This window comes from Bifidobacterium apousia, assembly GCF_007559275.1.
GTDB lineage: Bacteria > Actinomycetota > Actinomycetes > Actinomycetales > Bifidobacteriaceae > Bombiscardovia > Bombiscardovia apousia.
This window is the reverse complement of the sequence record NZ_VMHK01000002.1, coordinates 451002-468052: the sequence shown is the minus strand read 5'-3', so window position 1 is coordinate 468052 and position 17051 is coordinate 451002. Positions and strand designations below refer to the sequence as shown.

Genomic DNA, 17051 nt, shown 5'->3' with positions numbered 1-17051 from the left:
TCCCATTCCTATATTTCGCAGACTTGCTTATAGCGTTAACAATGCCCCGAGACCAGGTCCAGTGCCTGCCCCAGGGTGAAGGCTCCCTCATAGAGGGACTTGCCCAGAATGGCGCTGTCCACGCCCCGATCAACCAGATCCAGGATGCGGCTCAGATCATCCAGGCTGGATATGCCGCCTGATGCGGTCACTTTGGCCGGAGTCCGGTCAGCCACCTGGCCCAGCAGGTCCAGATTGGGGCCGGTCATCATCCCGTCGCGGGTCACGTCGGTGACCACGTACCGGCTGCACCCGTCCCGGTCCAGTCGCTCCATGGCCTCGAAAAGGTCCCCGCCCTGTCTGGTCCAGCCCCGTGCGGCCAGGGTGTGTCCGCGCACGTCCAGACCCACGCAGACCCTCTGCCCGTAGCGAGCCAGAACCTGGCTGGTCCACTCCGGATCCTCCAGCGCCGCCGTGCCGATGTTGACCCGGGTGGCACCCGCATCCAGGGCGGCCTCCAGGCTGGCATCGTCACGGATGCCGCCGCTCAACTCCACCTTGACGCGATCGCCCAGCTCGTTGACCAGGGCGGCCAGCTTGTCACGGTTGTCTCCAGTGCCGAAGGCCGCATCCAGATCCACCAGGTGGAGCCACTGGGCACCCTGGTCGACCCAGGCCTTGGCCGCATCGGCAGGCTCGCCGTAGACCTTCTCGGAGCCGGAGACCCCTTGCCTGAGGCGGACCGCCTTTCCGTCGCGGACATCAACAGCGGGCAGGAGCGTCAGCATCTCATTCACCTTTCTCAGAGGGGAGTCCGGAAGCCCCGGGAAGGGTCCGCACCCAATTGGTCAGCAACCGTGCCCCGGCCTGACCGGACTTTTCAGGATGGAACTGGGTGGCGCTCAAGGGACCGCACTCATAGGCAGCAACGAACCTGCTGCGCCCATAAGTGGCCCAGGTAACCAGCGGTTCACCGAACGATGCACCCTCTGTTGACCCTGGATGCCTGTCGCCATGCTCATTCAACGCCGATACTCGTAAGGACAGATCGGGCTGCGCCACGCCGGCCCGGTCATCCCCTTGCACCGTCATGGCCGCATAGGAGTGGACGAAGTAGAAACGCTGGTCCTGGACCCCCGCCAACAGCTGTGTCCCCTGAGGCGCCTGGACATGGTCCCAGCCCATATGGGGCACCACATCAGCGTCCAGTTTGGTCACCCGGCCGGGGATCAGGCCCAGTCCGGGCTCGCTGCGGCCGTCCTCGTCCCCGAACTGGAACATGATCTGAAGGCCTATGCAGACCCCCAGAACCGGCAGGCCCTGGGCCAGGCGGTCCAGGATGATCCGGTCGCCGCCGACGGCGCGCAACCCTGCCATGCAGGCCCCGTAGGCCCCCACGCCGGGAATGACCAGGCCGTCGGCCTTCATAGCCAGGTGCGGGTCGGCGCTGATCTGCGCATCGACCCCCAGCTGGGAGAGGGCATGCACCATGGATCTGACATTGCCGAACCCATAGTCAAGCACCTGTATCCTGGTCATGTTCCTCCTAGCAGGTCTGTTGTCCCAACGTCTACTCGACGCGACCCTTGCGGGTCGATCCTCCGGCCCCGAACCTGGTGTGCGAGGCGATGATGCCCATGGCCTTCTCGCGGTTGTACTCCCCCGAGTCGAAGATGGCGGCCCCATCCTGGCGCAGCCTGTCCACGGTGGTGGTCCCGATCATCAGGTCCTCCACGAAGTCAGCGGTGGCGGCAAAGAGGATGGGCGGCGCAAGCGTCTGCCCCGACTGCCCGCTGATCCAGAGGGTCACTTCGAGCTTGTCGGCCCGGTTGACCGCCAGGATGGCGCTGAGCCCGGATACGACCGTGGTCAGATCGCGGATGGCTGCCTCGGGTCCGTCACCGTCCAGGTTTCTCAGGACAGCCACGGCACCCTCACGGGCCTGGATGCACCAGGCCGAAATATCGGAGATCTGGCAGAAGGCCGCCAGAAGCTCTGCCGAAGCCAGACGGGTCACCATGACGGCGGCCTTAGCCCGGTTGCCGATCAGGCCTTCAAGCTCTTGGTCGAAATCGGCAGCAACGCCATTGGCCCCGTCCGGTCCCATCGACGATTCGTCAGCGGGCGCGGAATCCAAACCAGCCTCGTCATCCACGCCTGATCCGGAGTGTTCAACGGGCTGATCCGCTTGATTCTGGCCTTCATCGAACTCGGCCTCAAAGCTGGCCAGGGCCCGCTCGACCTCTTCCTCGCTCAGATGATGGCCGGAATCCGGCAAACCCTGATCCTCGCTGTCATTCTCGTCGTGTTCATCAGCACTCATAGCGACCCCTTGGTGCTGGGGATGCCCTTCACCCTGGGATCCGGCTCCACGGCGAAGCGCAGAGCCCTGGCCAGGGCCTTGAACTCAGCCTCGGCGATGTGGTGCGGATCCCTGCCCGACAAGAGGGTCAGGTGCAGGCAGATGCCGGCATGCAGGGCAATGGACTCCATGACGTGCCTGACCAGGGAGCCGGTGAAGTGCCCGCCGATCATGGCGTACTCGAACCCCTCAGGCTCGCCGGTGCAGACCGCATAGGGCCTGCCGGAAATATCGACCACGGCTCGCGCCAGGGCCTCGTCCAGGGGGACGGTGGCGTCGGCGAAGCGCTTGATGCCCCGCTTGTCGCCCAGGGCCTGGGCCAGAGCCTCGCCAAAGACGATGGCCACGTCCTCGACGGTGTGATGAACGTCGATCTGGGTGTCCCCGCTGGCTTTGATGGTCAGGTCGATCAGGGAATGGCGGCCCAGGGCCGTCATCATATGGTCATAAAAGGGAACCGAGGTGTCGATGTCGGTCACTCCGGTGCCATCCAGGTCCAGACTCAGGCTCACCTTGGATTCACTGGTCTGGCGGGTGATGGTGGCTGTTCTGCCTGCCATTGCTGCTCCTCCGCTTTCTGCCGCGCACTCCGTCCGCACTAGGTCTTCTGCACGACGTCTAGACCACCAGCATAGCCGTGCCGCTGGTCTGTATCCTCCTAGAACCGCTTGAGGACCTGGACCAGGGTTTGGCGGAATCGCTCCATCTCCGCGTCCGTGCCCATGCAGACCCTCAGGTAGCCCTCGGGGCCCACGGCCCGGATCAGCACGCCTTCATCCTTCATGGCCTCGAAGACGGCATCGCGGTCGGGGAAGGTACCGAAGAGGATGAAGTTGGAGGCCGAAGGGACCACGGTCAAGGGCCGGCCATGGAACTTCTGCCCGGCCAGCCACCGGGCGGTTTCCTGACGGGTCCGGCGGAGCTGATCCACCCGAGCCAGCTGGAGGTCGGTGTGCTCCAGGGCAGCCAGGGCCGCAGCCTGGGTCAGGGCGCTCAGATGGTAAGGCATCCGGACGATGCGGACCGCGTCGACTATCCCCTGGGATGCGGCCAGGTAGCCCACCCTGGCGCCGGCGAAGGCGAAGGCCTTGGACATGGTCCGGCTGACTGCCAGGTGGTCGTACTGCCCGATCAGGCTGACCGCCGAGGGCGTGCCCGGGTCGCGGAACTCGATGTAGGCCTCGTCCACGACCACGATGGGTCGGGCGGAGGGATCCGCGCCCGCTACAGGGACCTTGGAGCAGGCCTCAAGAAGCCTGGTTAGCTGATCCATGGGCAGGGGCGTCCCCGTGGGATTGTTGGGGCTGGTCACCAGAACCATGGCTGGCCCCAAAGCCTCGATGCGCTCGATGGTCGTATCCATATCCAGGCTGAAATCAGGCAGCCGGTGGGCCAGTTCCCAGTCGGTGAAGGTGTCACGGGCGTACTCGGGGTACATGGAATAGGTCGGGTCGCAGCCCAAGACGGTCCTCCCCGGCCCGCCGAAGGCCTGGAAGAGCTGGAGCATGATCTCGTTGGACCCGTTGGCCGCCCAGATCTGCTCGGGTCGGAGCGAGGTCCCTGATTCCTTTTTCAGGTAGGCTGCCAGGGCCCGCCGCAGGTCCTCATGCTCCCTGTCCGGATAGCGATTGAGGCCTGGAGCCACCTGGCGGACACGCTGGCAGATGGCCTCGACCACCTCCTGGTCCAGGGGGTAGGGGTTCTCGTTGACATTCAGACAGACCGGGACATCCAGCTGGGGGGCGCCGTAGGGCTCCTCCCCCACCAGATCCGTGCGGAGGGGCAGATCGGCAGGTATGGCACTCACCGCAGACCGGCCTTCTCTTCGTTGGCTTCCAGGTCGGCCTTGTCGTAGGGGTCGTCCAGGAACCGGCTCAGGATGCACTCGCCGTGGGCGGGCAGGTCCTCGGCTACGGCGAAATCGTTGATCTTGGCAGCGATGGGTTTGAGCCCTTCCTGGTCATATTCGATGACTTCGACAGGCTTCATGAAGGTGTGGACGCCCAGGGCCACGTCGAACCTGGCGGTGCCGCCGGTGGGCAGGACGTGGTTGGATCCGGACATGTAGTCGCCCAGGGGTACAGGAGAGTAAGGGCCGCGGAAGATGGCGCCGGCATTCCGGATCCGGTCGATGACGGCGTCAGGATCGGCGGTCTGAACCTCCAGATGCTCGGCGGCATAGGCATTGGCCACGTCGATGGACTGGTCGATTCCGTCGGTCAGGATGATTCCCGACTGGTTGCCGCCCAGGGAGGTGCGCACCCGGTCGGCATGCTCGGTTCGAGGGACCCTGCGCTCCAGAGCCTCCTGAACGCCCTGGGCCAGGTCCTGGCTGTCGGTGATCAGCACCGAGCCGGCCAGCTCATCGTGCTCGGCCTGGCCGATCAGGTCTGCCGCAACCCAGTCGGGGTTGGCCTGGCCGTCGGCAAGAATAGCGATTTCCGTGGGTCCGGCCACGGCGTCGATGCCCACCATGCCGGAGACCATCTGCTTGGCCGTTGCCACAAAGATGTTGCCCGGGCCGGTGATCTTGTCGACCGGGTCACAGAGAATCTCCCCATCCTGAGGCTCGGATCCCTTGGCCCCGTATGCGAACATGGCTATGGCCTGGGCACCACCCACGGCATAGACCTCGTCCACCCCCAGGATGGCGCAGGTGGCAAGGATGATGGCCGCCGGCAGGCCACGGGGGTCGTCGGAGGCGGGCGGAGTGGCCACGGCCAGGGAATCGACCCCGGCAATCTGGGCAGGCACCGCGTTCATGATGACCGAGGAGGGATACAGGGCCTTGCCTCCCGGCACGTAGAGACCTACGCGTTGAACCGGGATCCACCGCTCGCTGACCCGGGCGCCGCGGGCCAGGTCGGTGGCCATAGGCTTGGGCACCTGGGTGGTGCAGACCTTGCGGATGCGGGCAACGGACTCCTCTATTGCCGCCCTGACCTTGGGGTCCAGCCCATCCAAGGCTTCCTGCATGGCCGATGCCGGGACCCTCAGATCATGAGGACGCACATGATCGAACTTCTCCTCCAGGTCGCGCAAGGCGCCGGCCCCATGCTCACGCACCTGATCCAGTATGGGCTGCACCTGGGCGCTGGCCTCCCGGGTACCCATATCGGCTCGGGGCATGGCGGCGAGGAGTTGGGCGCGGGACATGGTTTTCCCGCGCAGATCCATGGTTCTCATCATGAGCTTTGACATACTTTGATGGTAGTGAACTTTTGTGTCCCCAAAGCCAGCGATTCACCACCGTCCCAAATGGTGAGACGGTTGCGGGCGCGTCCTAGGCTGACGGCAGACAGGAGGGTCCGAAAACGGACTTGATCTCGGCCATCATAGAGGTGTCGTGCCTGGTGCGGAATCCGTCGCCGAAGGTCAGCAAACGGACGTTGCCCCGATCGTCGGTGACCGCCAGACGGACCTGGCAGTAGCCGGGGTGGGACTTGAGTATCCGGGCCAGCCGCTCCATGTGCCCCCGATCCAGGGCCTGCCTGGGCAGGGTGATGGTCAGAGGCCGCTCGTCCGCCGACTCCAAAACGGGCACCTCCATATCGTTGACGCGGATGTTGGTGGCCTCGTCCCGCAGCTCGACCACACCCTTCACCCGGATGACCGAGTCCAGGACCAGGTCGTCGGAGTGGGCGTCGTAGACCTTGCCGAAGAACATGCACTGGATGGAACTCTCCAGGTCCTCGATGGTGACGATGGCCCAGGGATTGCCCTTCTTGGAGACCCGTCGGTCCACAGCAGTGACCAGCCCCGCCAGGGTCACCGCCTTGCCGTCCATGCCCTTGGACCGGTTGAGCAGCTGGGCGATGGACATGTCCCGCATGCCAGCCAGAACCGAGGTCATGCCGCTCAACGGATGGTCGGACACGTACAGACCCAGCATCTGACGCTCGAAGTTGAGTTTGGTGGACTTGTCCCACTCGTCGATGTCAGGGACGGTCACCTGGGCGTCGCCCAAGGCATCCTGCTGGGGCACGTCGTCATCGGGGTCAGCGAAGAGATCGAACTGACCCTCGGCCTGCTTGCGCTTGATGGGCATGACCTGGTCGACGGCCTCGTCATGAATCTGGAAGAGGGCCCTTCTGTTGGGATCGATGCCGTCGAAGGCGCCGCCCTTGATCAGGGATTCCACGGTTCGCTTGTTGAGCACCTCCATGGGCACCCGCTTGACGAAGTCCATGAAGTTGACATACTTGCCGCGTGGCCCCTGGCGCTCCTTGATGATGTCCGCCACCACCTTGTCGCCCACATTGCGGATAGCGCCCAGGCCGAAGCGGACCACGTCGCCGACAGCGGAGTACTCGGCCACAGACTCGTTGATGTCAGGCGCCAGGATGCGGATGCCCATCCTTCTGGCCTCACCCAGGTAGAGGGCGGTCTTGTCCTTGTTCGTCTTCTCGTTCTGCAGCAGAGCGGCCATGAACTCCACCGGATAGTGGGTCTTCAGGTAGGCGGTCCAGTATGCGATCAGGGCGTAGGCCGCAGAGTGAGCCTTGTTGAAGGCGTAGCCGGAGAAGGGCACCAGGACGTCCCAGACCGCTTGGGCAGCCTCCTGGGAGTAGCCGTGCTCCTTCATGCCCTGGAAGAAGGGCACCTGTTCCTTGGCCAGGACATCGGGCTTTTTCTTGCCCATGGCCCTTCTCAGCACATCAGCTCGGCCCAGCGAGTATCCAGCCAGAATCCGGGCTGCCGACTGGACCTGCTCCTGGTAGACGATCAGACCATAGGTCTCGTCAAGCACGCCCGCCAGGGGCTTGGCTACCTCCGGATGAATGGGCTCGATCTTCTGCTGCCCGTTCTTGCGTTTGGCATAGTTGATATGCGAGTTCATATCCATGGGCCCCGGTCGGTAGAGGGCGATCAGGGCGGATATGTCGTTGAAGTTATCGGGCTTGAGCATGCGCAGCAGGGATCGCATCCCGTCGCCATCGAGCTGGAAGACGCCCAGGGTGTCGCCCCGGGACAGCAGCTGATAGGTCTCCTTGTCGTCCAGGGGGACCTTCTCGATGCTGATGGGCTCCTTGCCATTGCGCTTGATGTTGGTGACCGTGTCCCTGATAACCGTCAGGTTGGACAGCCCCAGGAAGTCCATCTTGACCAGCCCCAAGGTCTCGCAGGTGTGGTACTCGAAAGTGGTGGTCACCGTGCCGTCGGTGCGCTCCATCAAGGGCGAGGTGTTGGTGATGGGGTTGGAGGCCATGATGGTGGCGCAGGCGTGCACGCCGGTCTGGCGGATGATGCCCTCGATGCCCTTGGCCTCCTCGGTGATCCGCTTGACGTCCGGGTTGGACTCGTACAGATCGCGGAACTCCTTGGCCTCCGGGTAGCGCTTGGACTGGGGATCGAAGATCTCCTTGAGGCTCATGTCCTTCCCGTTGACCGTGGGCGGCAGGGCCTTGGTGACCTGGTCGCCCACCGAGTACTCGTAGTCCATGATCCTGGCCGAGTCCTTCAGGGCCTGCTTGGTCTTGATGGTGCCGTAGGTCACGCACTGGGCCACCTTGTCGGAGCCGTACTTGCGGCCCACGTAGTCCAGGACCTTCATGCGCCCCTCGGGGTCGAAGTCCACGTCGATATCGGGCAGGGAGACGCGCTCGGGGTTGAGGAAGCGCTCGAAGATCAGCCCGTGCTTGAGCGGGTCCAGCTCGGTGATGCCCATGGCGTAGGCCACCATGGATCCTGCCGCCGATCCACGGCCCGGCCCCACCATGATGCCATGCTGCTTGGCCCAGTTGATGTAATCGGCCACCACCAGGAAGTATCCGGTGAACTGCATCTGGCAGATGACCCCGCACTCGTAGTCGGCCTGGTGGGAGACCTCTTCGGGCACCCCATCCGGATAGCGGTTCTTGAGTCCCTCGTCCACCTTCTTCAGGAAGAGGGAGGTCTCGTCCCAGCCCTCCGGGCAGTCGAAGCGGGGCATGAAGGCCCCGTCCTCGTGGTCGTCGAACATGACGTTGCAGCGTTCCGCGATCTCCAGGGTGTTGTCGCAGGCTTCGGGGAACTCCTTGAAGATCTCGCGCATCTCCTGGGCCGAGCGGATGTAGTAGCCGGTGCCGTCGAACTTGAAGCGGCCGGGGTCGGTCAGCCGGGACCCCGAGTTGATGCAGAGCAGGGCATCCTGGGCCGAGGCGTCCTCCTTGCGCACATAGTGCGAGTCGTTGGTGGCCACCAGGGGGGCATCCAGACGACGGGCGATCTCCAGCAGTTCCTTGGTCACCCGATGCTCGATCTCCAGCCCGTGGTCCATCAGCTCCACGTAGTAGTTCTCCTTGCCGAAGATGTCCTGGAACTCACCTGCGGCACGCAGGGCCTCGTCGAACTGGCCCAGCCTCAGCCTGGTCTGGACGATGCCCGAGGGGCAGCCGGTGGTGGCGATGACCCCCTGGTGGTAGGTGGACAGCAGGTCCTTGTCCATGCGGGGCCATTTGCCGACCAGGCCCTCCAGGTTGGCCACCGAGGAGGCCTTGATCAGGTTGACCAGACCAGTGTCGTCGCTGGCCCAGAGGGTCATGTGGGTGATGAAGCCGCCGCCGGAGACATCGTCAGAACGCTGCTCGTCGGTTCCCCAGTGGACCCGGCTCTTGTCCTGGCGGGCAGTCTCAGGGGTCACGTAGGCCTCGATGCCGATGATGGGCTTGATGTCGGCATCCACAGCCGTGCGCCAGAGCTCGTAGGCCCCGTGCATGTTGCCGTGGTCGGTGATGGCCACAGCCGGCTGCCCCAGCCGCCCCACCTCGGCAACCAGGTCGGGGATCCTGCTGGCCCCGTCCAGGGTGGAATAGTGGGTATGGGTGTGAAGGTGAACGAAGTCTGACCGGGTTGAGGACATATCTCCAACTTACCCAGGACCCTGGCCGAATCGCCGGAGTCCGCTAGCTGCGTATACCAGTGGCGCTCTGGCGTTCGATCTGCAGGGAGCGGCGCAGGTCAGCCGGATAGGAGGAGACCACCTTGGTCCAGATCTTGGTGCGGGGATGGCGGAATTCCAGGCGCATGGCGTGCAGCCACTGCCGCTTCAGGCCCAGCCTGTCCGCCAGGTCGGGGTTGGCCCCATACATGTGGTCGCCCACCAGGGGATGGCCTATGGAAGAGAAGTGCACGCGTATCTGATGGGTGCGCCCGGTCTCCAGATTGACGCTGACCAGGGTGGCCGAGCCGAAGCGCTCCAGTACGTCCCAGTGGGTGATGGCCTCTTTGCCTGCGGGGGTGACGGTGAAGCGAAAGTCCGAGACCCGGGCCCGTCCGATGGGGGCCTCGATGGTGGCCTTGTCCTCGGAAAGATTGCCCTGAACCAGGGCGTGGTAGATCTTGACCACCTCATGCCGGGCGAACTGCCGGCGCATCTCCTTGTAGGCCAGATCGGACTTGCAGACCAGCATAAGGCCGCTGGTGCCTGCGTCCAGGCGGGAGACGATGCCCTGACGGCCCTGGGCACCCATGGAGGTGATGTGGGTGCCCCGCTGCAGGAGGCTGCCCAGAACGGTTGGTCCAGTCCAGCCGATGGAGGGATGTGCTGCCACCCCCACTGGCTTGTCGACGACGACCACGTCCTCGTCCTCATAGACCACGGGCATGTCCTCGGCCACGGGCTCCACCTGCTTGGCCGGTTCGGGCTCGTCCAGCTCTATCAGATCGCCGCTCATCAGGGTGGTGGCCTTATTCACCCGACGGCCCATGATCCGCACATGGCCCCGGGCCACCAGATCGCTGGCCTTGGCCCTGGACAGGCCCAGCATCTTGGACAGGGCCATATCCAGGCGCCGACCCACCAGGGCATCCGGCGCGGGAAGAAGCCGGGTCACTTGGCCGCTCCCCCGTGTTCTGTGGTTTGGGGCCTGCCGCTGAAGCGCACATTGCAGGCAATGAGCACCACCACGACAACACCGGCCAGAGTCAGATAGATGTCGGCCACATTGCCCACCGACCAGCCGTAGTCCAGAAAGTCGACCACGGCACCGTCAAGAAAGCCTGATGCATAGGCCACCCGGTCGATCAGATTGCCTGCCGCCCCGGCAAAGGCCAGGGACAGGGCCAGGGTCCAGACCATGGAGGTGGTGCGCAGAGCCAGAACAATGATGAGCAGGCAGGCGGCCAGGGCGATCAGGGATATGACCCAGGTACTCCCTGACCCCAATCCCAGAGAAGCCCCGGGGTTGCGCACCAGTCGCAGACCGTGCAGGGGCCCCGGCAGAGCCACACTGACCCCGTTGCCCAGCCGGGCCAAGGCCAAGGCCTTGGTCACCTGATCCAGGGCTATAGCCACTGCCGCCAGAGCGACGAAGACGGCCACGCGCCCGCGCAGCCGTCTCTTGTATGTGTTCTTGGTCATTGCCGGATGGAATCAGTGGGCCTGTTCGGACTTCTTTTCCATGGACTGGTAATTGCTGGTGTCCGAGATCTGGTTGATGAGCTGGTTGAGGAACTCGGTCAGCTTGCTGCGGTAGCCCGCCTCGAACTGCTTGAGACCCTGGATGTTCTCCTCCAGGACCTTGGACTGATCCATGAGCTTGTTCTTGACATCGGCGGCATAGCGGTCGGCGCTGTCGCGGGTGTTCTTGTCGTACTCCTGGGCCCGGGTCTGCACCTGGGTCTCGTACTCGTCGGCCTGGCTGTGCTGGCGCTTGGAATAGGCGTCGGCATCGGAACGGGTCTTGACCGAGTACTCGTCAGCCTGGGAGCGTACACGCTGTGAGTAGCCATCGGCCTCGGAGTGGACTCGCTTGGAGTACTCGTCCACCTCGGCGCGCGTCCTCTTGGAGTAATCCTCCGCCTTCTTGACGATGTCGTCGTGCTGGGCGTGGCCCTCGGCCACCAGCTGGGAGGCATTGGCCTTGCCCTTGTCGACGTACTGGTCGTGCAGTTGCATGGCCAGGGTGAGCATGGCGGTGGCCCTCTCGGGTTCGCTGCTGGCCTCGGCGCCAGCGCCCGCGATCCGCTGCAGGCTGCCCGTTTCGGTGGAGGGCTCGGCCTTAGAGACCTGCTGACGCAGCTGCTCCTCGCGCTTGCGGGACTCTTCCAGCTCCTTGTTCAGCTGCTCGGTGCGCTGTTGCTGCTCTTGAGAAGCCTTCTGGGCCTGGGTGACCTGCTGACGGGCCGTGGCCATGCCCTGCTGGGAGGCATTGAGCTGGTTGGTCAGAGCCTGGACCTGCTGGCGGGCCTGGTCGCGCTCCTTTTGCATGGCCGTCAGCTGGTTGGTCAGCGCCTGGGTGTTGTTGCCCGCGGCGGCCTGGGCGGTAAGCTGGTCGATTTGGGAGTTGAGCTGCTCGACCTGACGCTTGAGCTGGTCGTTCTGGGAGGCCAGGGTCTTGACCTGGCTCTGGGACTCGGCCAGCAGTCGCTTGGTCTGGGCATCCACGGCAGGCTGTTGGGCGGCGGACCCCTGGGCCTGCTGCTTCAGATCCCGGTTCTCCTTCTGCAGGGATTCGACCTGAGCCGTCAGGTCGGAAATCTTCGAGTTCAGCGAGGCCACATCGGTACCCAGGGACTGGGTGGAAGCGGCGTTGCCTTGCATGGCCTGCTTACCCAGAGCTTCAACCGTATCGGTGACCTGATCCAGGAAGTCGTCGACCTCGTCGACGTCGTAGCCTTCCTTAAACCGCACTGTCTGGAAGGTATGCTCCCTTATGTCATTAGGCGTCAATAGAGCCATATGTTTCTCCACCTCGCTTCAGGCCAACCAGCCCGATTGTGTTCTCTTACTGCATGCTAGCACGGAGTCTGCCGTATCCGCGTTCTTGCTCTTACCCCAACAGCACCTGGATGATGATCAGGGCCGCGTAGAGCACCATGAAGGAGACATCAAGCTGGATCCTGCCCATGGGCAGAGGCGGAATGTACCGGCGCAGCCAGCGCAGGGGCGGCTCAGTCAAGGCATAGATGACCCGAATGAGCGAGGCCACGAAGCCACGAGGGTACCAGCGAGGCGACAGAACCAGAACCCAGTCCAGAATCATCCGCACGAAGAGGATCAGCAGGTAGGTCTCAATGCAGATGTCTATCAGATATCGAATAAAAAGAAGAAGCATGCGTCTCTAGGCTCCTGCAGCCACGGCTGCCAGGGCATCGCTCACTGGGCGAAAAGCCCCTTGGCCGAAGAGCCTGACTCGGGCTCCTCCACCTTGATGTTGACCTGCGCAGGACTGAGCAGAAAGACCCTGGGAGTGACCCGCTCGATGGACCCGCGTACCCCGAAGACCACGCCTGCCGAGAAGTCGACGATCCTGTAGGCCACCGACTCGGACACGCCAGTCAGGTTGAGGACCACCGGCACTCCGTCCCGCAGGGCCCTGCCGACCATCTGGGCATCCTCATAGGACTTGGGATGGATGGTGGTGATGCGGTTGATCCGGCTCTGGAAGGGCGTGGACTCGGCCTCCTGGCTGCTGGACGTGGATTGCGGAGCCATGGGAGTCACAGAGTGATCGGTGTCGAAGCCATCGCGGGCCTCGTCATCGTCGGCCAGGTCGTCGTCATCGTCGTCTACGACGTCCGACATGCCGAAAAAGGACATTGCGTTCTTCATCAATCCTGCCATACCTGCTCCTTCGCCTGATTACCGCAGAAAGTCAGGGATATCCAGATATCCCGGGTCGGAGGTGCCGTCGTCGCCGGAGGCGGGGGGCACCACATCGTGTTCGGAAGTCTCATCTGACTCCGCCTGGGCGGAAGGGGTCGTCAGCGGCTGCTGGGGCTGCTGGACCGGGGCGGCCGCTGCCGGCGTGGTGGTCGTGTCCACTGCAGGGGCCGGGGTTTCGTCCTTCTTTGGTGTGGGATCGAATCCGGCGGCGATGACCGTGACCCGCACCTCGTCCCCGTAGGCGTCGTCCAAGGCCAGGCCCCAGATGATCTGCGCCTCGGGGTGGATGGCATCCTGAACCAGCTGGGCGGCGGCAGATGCCTCCTGCATGCTCAGGTCGGTGGGGCCGGCCACGTTGATCAGGGCCCCGTGGGCACCCTCGATGCTCTCCTCCAGGAGCGGGGAGGAGATGGCGATCTCGGCGGCCTGGGTGGCTCGATCCTCGCCCCTGGCTGCGCCGATGCCGAAGAGGGCGGTGCCTGCATCCTTCAAGATGGCGGTGACATCGGAGAAGTCCACGTGAATATAGGAGTTCATGGTGATCAGGTCAGTGATGCCCTGAACGCCGGCCAGCAGGGCCGTGTCGGCGGTCTTGAAGGCATCCATGACCGAGACTGTGCGATCCGAGAGGTCCAGAAGCCGGTCATTGGGGATAACGATAAGGGCATCGACCTCCTTGCGCAGGTTCTCGATGCCCGATTCAGCGGAAGCGGAGCGCCTGGGTCCCTCAAAGGTGAACGGCCGGGTGACTACGGCGATGGTCAGCGCGCCTTGCTGACGGGCTGCACGCGCCACCAGTGGGCTGGCGCCAGTGCCTGTGCCGCCGCCCTCCCCTGCAGTGACGAAGACCATGTCGGCGCCCTTGAGAACCTCTTCAATGTCGGACTGGTGGTCCTGGGCAGCCTTGGCGCCCTTCTCTGGATCAGCCCCGGCCCCAAGGCCGCGGCTGTTGGCATCCGACAGAGAGATTTTCACATCGGCTTCTGAGCGCAGGAGATCCTTGGCATCGGTATTGATGGCAACAAACTCGACATTCTGCAGACCCTCGGCGATCATGCGATTGACAGCATTGCCACCGGCTCCACCAACACCAACGACCTTGATGTTGGTCTTGTCGTTGAAATTGTCATTCTGGGCAATCTCGCTCACAGTATGCTCCCGTCACTCACGTTACGCTCAACTCTAGCGCAGGTCGTATACGCCAACACGCATTTGCCCACAGGCGTTCCGACCCTCCCTGACGGCCGTGGGCCTAGGGTCCGGGAGGTCAGAGCCAACCGCCCCAGCCTTCCGAAAGAACCTCCACGCCGTTCTGTCCGTATTCTAAACCCTGATTCTAGACCCGGATGCGCATGGTTGGTGACGAGAATATTTCCGGCTTCAGTAGGAGGCGTCCATGGGGTCGTTGCCGAAGAGCGTCTCGCGCTCCTGATGGGTGGTGGTCCGCGAATCCAGCCAGCCATAGGGAAGACGGACCTTCTTGGCATAGCGGACCCGGCCACGGGGCTTGCCGGCCACGGCTCGTGGATAGGGCATGTCCTGATCCAGATCGGCGATGCAGCGGTCCAGCTCCTCCAGGCTCTCGCAGGCCATGAAGTCGCGGCGCACCTGGCCTCCAACCGCGAAACCCTTCAAATACCAGGCCACGTGCTTGCGCATGTCGTGGACAGCCATGCGCTCGTCGCCGTCGTAGAACTCGGCCAGAAGCCGGGCATGGCGGGCCATGATGGCCCCCACCTGGCCCAGGGTGGGCTCCTGCCGTTCCGGGGAGCCAGCCAGGGCCGCCGCGATGTCGGCGAAGAGCCAGGGACGGCCCTGGCAGCCCCGGCCGATGGCCACGCCTGCGCAGCCGGTCTGGGCGAACATGGCCAAGGCATCCTCGGCGGTCCAGATGTCGCCGTTGCCGAAGACGGGGATATCAACGGCCTGGACCAGCTGGGCGATCCGGTCCCAGTCGGCATGGCCGCCATAGTACTCAGCCGTGGTTCTGGCGTGCAGGGTCACGGCGGCGCATCCCTCCTCCTGGGCGATGTGCGCCGCCTCCAGGAAGGTCTCGTGCTGGTGGTCGATGCCCACACGGATCTTTGCGGTGACGGGGATCCCGGCAGGCGAGCAGACGGCGACCACCCGATGGACCAGTTCGGCGAAGAGGTCGGTCTTCCATGGCAGGGCGGACCCGCCGCCGTGTCTGGTGACCTTGGGAACCGGGCAGCCGAAGTTCATGTCGATATGATCGGCCCAGCCCGCATCAACCACCATCCGGGTGGCCTGTTCCATGATCTGCGGGTCCACCCCGTACAGCTGCAGGGAGCGCACCTTCTCCTGCGGGGCGAAGCGACAGAGACGGAAGGCCTTGGGGTTGCGCGCCACCAGGGCCCGGGCCGTCACCATCTCCCCCACATACAGTCCATCGGGACCATACTGCCGGCAGAGCAGGCGGAAGGGCCAGTTGGTCACGCCCGCCATAGGCGAAAGCATGACGGGCACAGGCACGGTTATCGGGCCCAGCTGCACCGGGGCAACCTTCGGGGTCGGGCGATCAGTCTCAGTACCGGCCACCGGCCTCGGCCACCTTGATGGGTTCGCTCTCGTCCGTGCCCGGCTCGCTGGCCAGGTCCGTGTAGCCGTCAGCGGCACGCGCTCCGGTCAGGTCAGACGGCCCCATGGGGTAGCGCACCCGCCGCTCGCCGACGACCCGGCGCACATAGTCCTCCACCTGGTCCAGGGCCACCCGATCCTGCTGCATGGAGTCTCGGCTGCGGATGGTGACCGCCTTGTCGTCCAAGGTGTCGAAGTCCACGGTGATGCACAGGGGTGTACCGATCTCGTCCTGACGACGGTAGCGACGGCCGATGGCGCCGGACTCGTCGTAGTCCACCATCCACTCGTTCTGGCGCAGGTCGGCAGCCAGGTCATGGGCGATCCGCTGCAGATCAGGCTTCTTGGACAGGGGCAGGACGGCTGCCTTGACCGGGGCCAGCCTCGGATCCAGGCGCAGCACGGTGCGCCGGTCGACCCCGCCCTTGGTGTTGGGGGCCTCGTCCACGTCATAGGCATCCACCAGGAAGGCCATCAGCGAGCGCGTCAGGCCGGCAGCGGGCTCGATCACGTAGGGGATGTAGCGTTCCCCGCTGGCCTGGTCGAAGTAGCTCAGATCCTCGCCCGAGTGCTCGGCATGGGCCTTGAGGTCGTAGTCGGTGCGGTTGGCCACGCCCTCCAGCTCGCCCCACTCGGAGCCCTGGAAGCCGAACCGGTACTCGATGTCCACGGTCCGCTTGGAATAGTGGGCCAGCTTCTCCTTGGGGTGCTCGTAGTGGCGCAGGTTCTCGGGCTTGACGCCCAGGTCCACGTACCAGCGGGTCCTGGCGTCGATCCAGTACTGATGCCACTGCTCGTCGGTGCCGGGGTGGACGAAGAACTCCATCTCCATCTGCTCGAACTCGCGGGTGCGGAAGATGAAATTGCCGGGTGTGATCTCGTTGCGGAAGCTCTTGCCCATATTGGCGATGCCGAAGGGAGGCTTGGAACGGGAGGACGCCATGACGGACTTGAAGTCCACGAAGATGCCCTGGGCGGTCTCGGGACGCAGGTAGTGCAGGCTCTTCTCGTCCTGGACGGGTCCCAGGTGGGTCTGCAGCATCATGTTGAAGTCGCGCGGCTCGGTCCACTGGCCCTTGGTGCCGCAGTCCGGGCAGGGGATGTCCTTGAGGCCGTTTTCCGGATCATGGCCGTGCTTCTCGACGTAGGCCTCCTCCAGGGTGTCGGCCCGGTGCCGCTTGTGGCAGTTCAGGCACTCGATCAGGGGGTCGTTGAAGACGGACACGTGGCCCGAGGCCTCCCAGACCGCCGTGGGCAGGATGACCGAGGTATCCACGCCGACCACGTCGTCGCGGGTGACCACCATGGTCCGCCACCACTCACGCTTGATGTTGTCCTTGAGGGCCACGCCCAAGGGGCCATAGTCCCAGGCCGAGCGCGTCCCGCCGTATATCTCCCCTGCGGGAAAGACGAATCCTCGGCGCTTGGCCAGGGAGATGACCTCATCCAGTTTCGATACTGCCACTGATCACACCTTCTGCTCGGGAGCCCCTCCTGGGGACATACGACCTGATGACCGGCCTC

The 17051-nt window shown here is 64.2% G+C and carries 15 protein-coding genes; all 15 read right to left on the bottom strand.

Features of this window, described 5'->3' with window-relative positions; genetic code table 11:
• Positions 1-35: 35 nt before the first annotated feature.
• Entirely contained in the window at positions 36-767 is a 732-nt protein-coding gene (gene priA, locus FPK30_RS04535) for a bifunctional 1-(5-phosphoribosyl)-5-((5-phosphoribosylamino)methylideneamino)imidazole-4-carboxamide isomerase/phosphoribosylanthranilate isomerase PriA (protein WP_144085478.1), read from the bottom strand.
• Between the two features lies 1 nt (position 768).
• A complete protein-coding gene (gene hisH, locus FPK30_RS04530) occupies positions 769-1518 on the bottom strand; it encodes an imidazole glycerol phosphate synthase subunit HisH (RefSeq protein ID WP_144085477.1) in 750 nt (249 codons plus the stop codon).
• 31 nt (positions 1519-1549) lie between these two features.
• Positions 1550-2302 carry a hypothetical protein gene (locus tag FPK30_RS04525; RefSeq protein WP_144085476.1) on the bottom strand — a complete coding sequence of 251 codons (753 nt, stop codon included), beginning with the start codon at positions 2300-2302 and terminating at the stop codon, positions 1550-1552.
• On the bottom strand, positions 2299-2901 hold the full coding sequence (hisB, locus tag FPK30_RS04520) for an imidazoleglycerol-phosphate dehydratase HisB (RefSeq protein WP_024627238.1): 603 nt from the start codon (positions 2899-2901) through the stop codon (positions 2299-2301). The genes FPK30_RS04525 and hisB overlap by 4 nt, the downstream gene beginning before the upstream one ends.
• A 98-nt stretch (positions 2902-2999) precedes the next feature.
• Complete coding sequence (locus FPK30_RS04515) at positions 3000-4148, bottom strand: histidinol-phosphate transaminase (protein WP_144085475.1); 1149 nt, start codon at positions 4146-4148, stop codon at positions 3000-3002.
• Positions 4145-5542, bottom strand: a complete 1398-nt coding sequence (gene hisD / locus FPK30_RS04510; protein ID WP_144085474.1) for a histidinol dehydrogenase — start codon at positions 5540-5542, stop codon at positions 4145-4147. The genes FPK30_RS04515 and hisD overlap by 4 nt, the downstream gene beginning before the upstream one ends.
• Before the next feature lie 82 nt (positions 5543-5624).
• Positions 5625-9182, bottom strand: coding sequence for a DNA polymerase III subunit alpha (gene dnaE / locus FPK30_RS04505; protein WP_144085473.1), 3558 nt, complete (start codon positions 9180-9182; stop codon positions 5625-5627).
• Positions 9183-9225: 43 nt separating this feature from the next.
• Complete coding sequence (locus FPK30_RS04500; protein WP_144085472.1) at positions 9226-10155, bottom strand: RluA family pseudouridine synthase; 930 nt, start codon at positions 10153-10155, stop codon at positions 9226-9228.
• Positions 10152-10682 (bottom strand): signal peptidase II, encoded by a 531-nt coding sequence (locus FPK30_RS04495; protein WP_144085471.1) that lies wholly within the window; start codon positions 10680-10682, stop codon positions 10152-10154. Before FPK30_RS04495 ends, FPK30_RS04500 begins: the two co-directional genes overlap by 4 nt.
• A gap of 12 nt (positions 10683-10694) precedes the next feature.
• Positions 10695-12002: a DivIVA domain-containing protein gene (locus FPK30_RS04490; RefSeq protein ID WP_144085470.1), complete on the bottom strand. Its 1308-nt coding sequence runs from the start codon at positions 12000-12002 to the stop codon at positions 10695-10697.
• A gap of 91 nt (positions 12003-12093) precedes the next feature.
• Entirely contained in the window at positions 12094-12378 is a 285-nt protein-coding gene (locus FPK30_RS04485) for a YggT family protein (protein WP_045924075.1), read from the bottom strand.
• 41 nt (positions 12379-12419) lie between these two features.
• On the bottom strand, positions 12420-12887 hold the full coding sequence (locus FPK30_RS04480; RefSeq protein WP_029677902.1) for a cell division protein SepF: 468 nt from the start codon (positions 12885-12887) through the stop codon (positions 12420-12422).
• An 18-nt stretch (positions 12888-12905) separates the two neighbouring features.
• Positions 12906-14078 (bottom strand): cell division protein FtsZ, encoded by a 1173-nt coding sequence (ftsZ, locus tag FPK30_RS04475; RefSeq protein WP_045924073.1) that lies wholly within the window; start codon positions 14076-14078, stop codon positions 12906-12908.
• A 231-nt stretch (positions 14079-14309) separates the two neighbouring features.
• Entirely contained in the window at positions 14310-15488 is a 1179-nt protein-coding gene (dusB, locus tag FPK30_RS04470) for a tRNA dihydrouridine synthase DusB (protein WP_144085469.1), read from the bottom strand.
• Entirely contained in the window at positions 15475-16992 is a 1518-nt protein-coding gene (locus FPK30_RS04465; RefSeq protein ID WP_144085468.1) for a glycine--tRNA ligase, read from the bottom strand. Before FPK30_RS04465 ends, dusB begins: the two co-directional genes overlap by 14 nt.
• Positions 16993-17051: the final 59 nt, after the last annotated feature.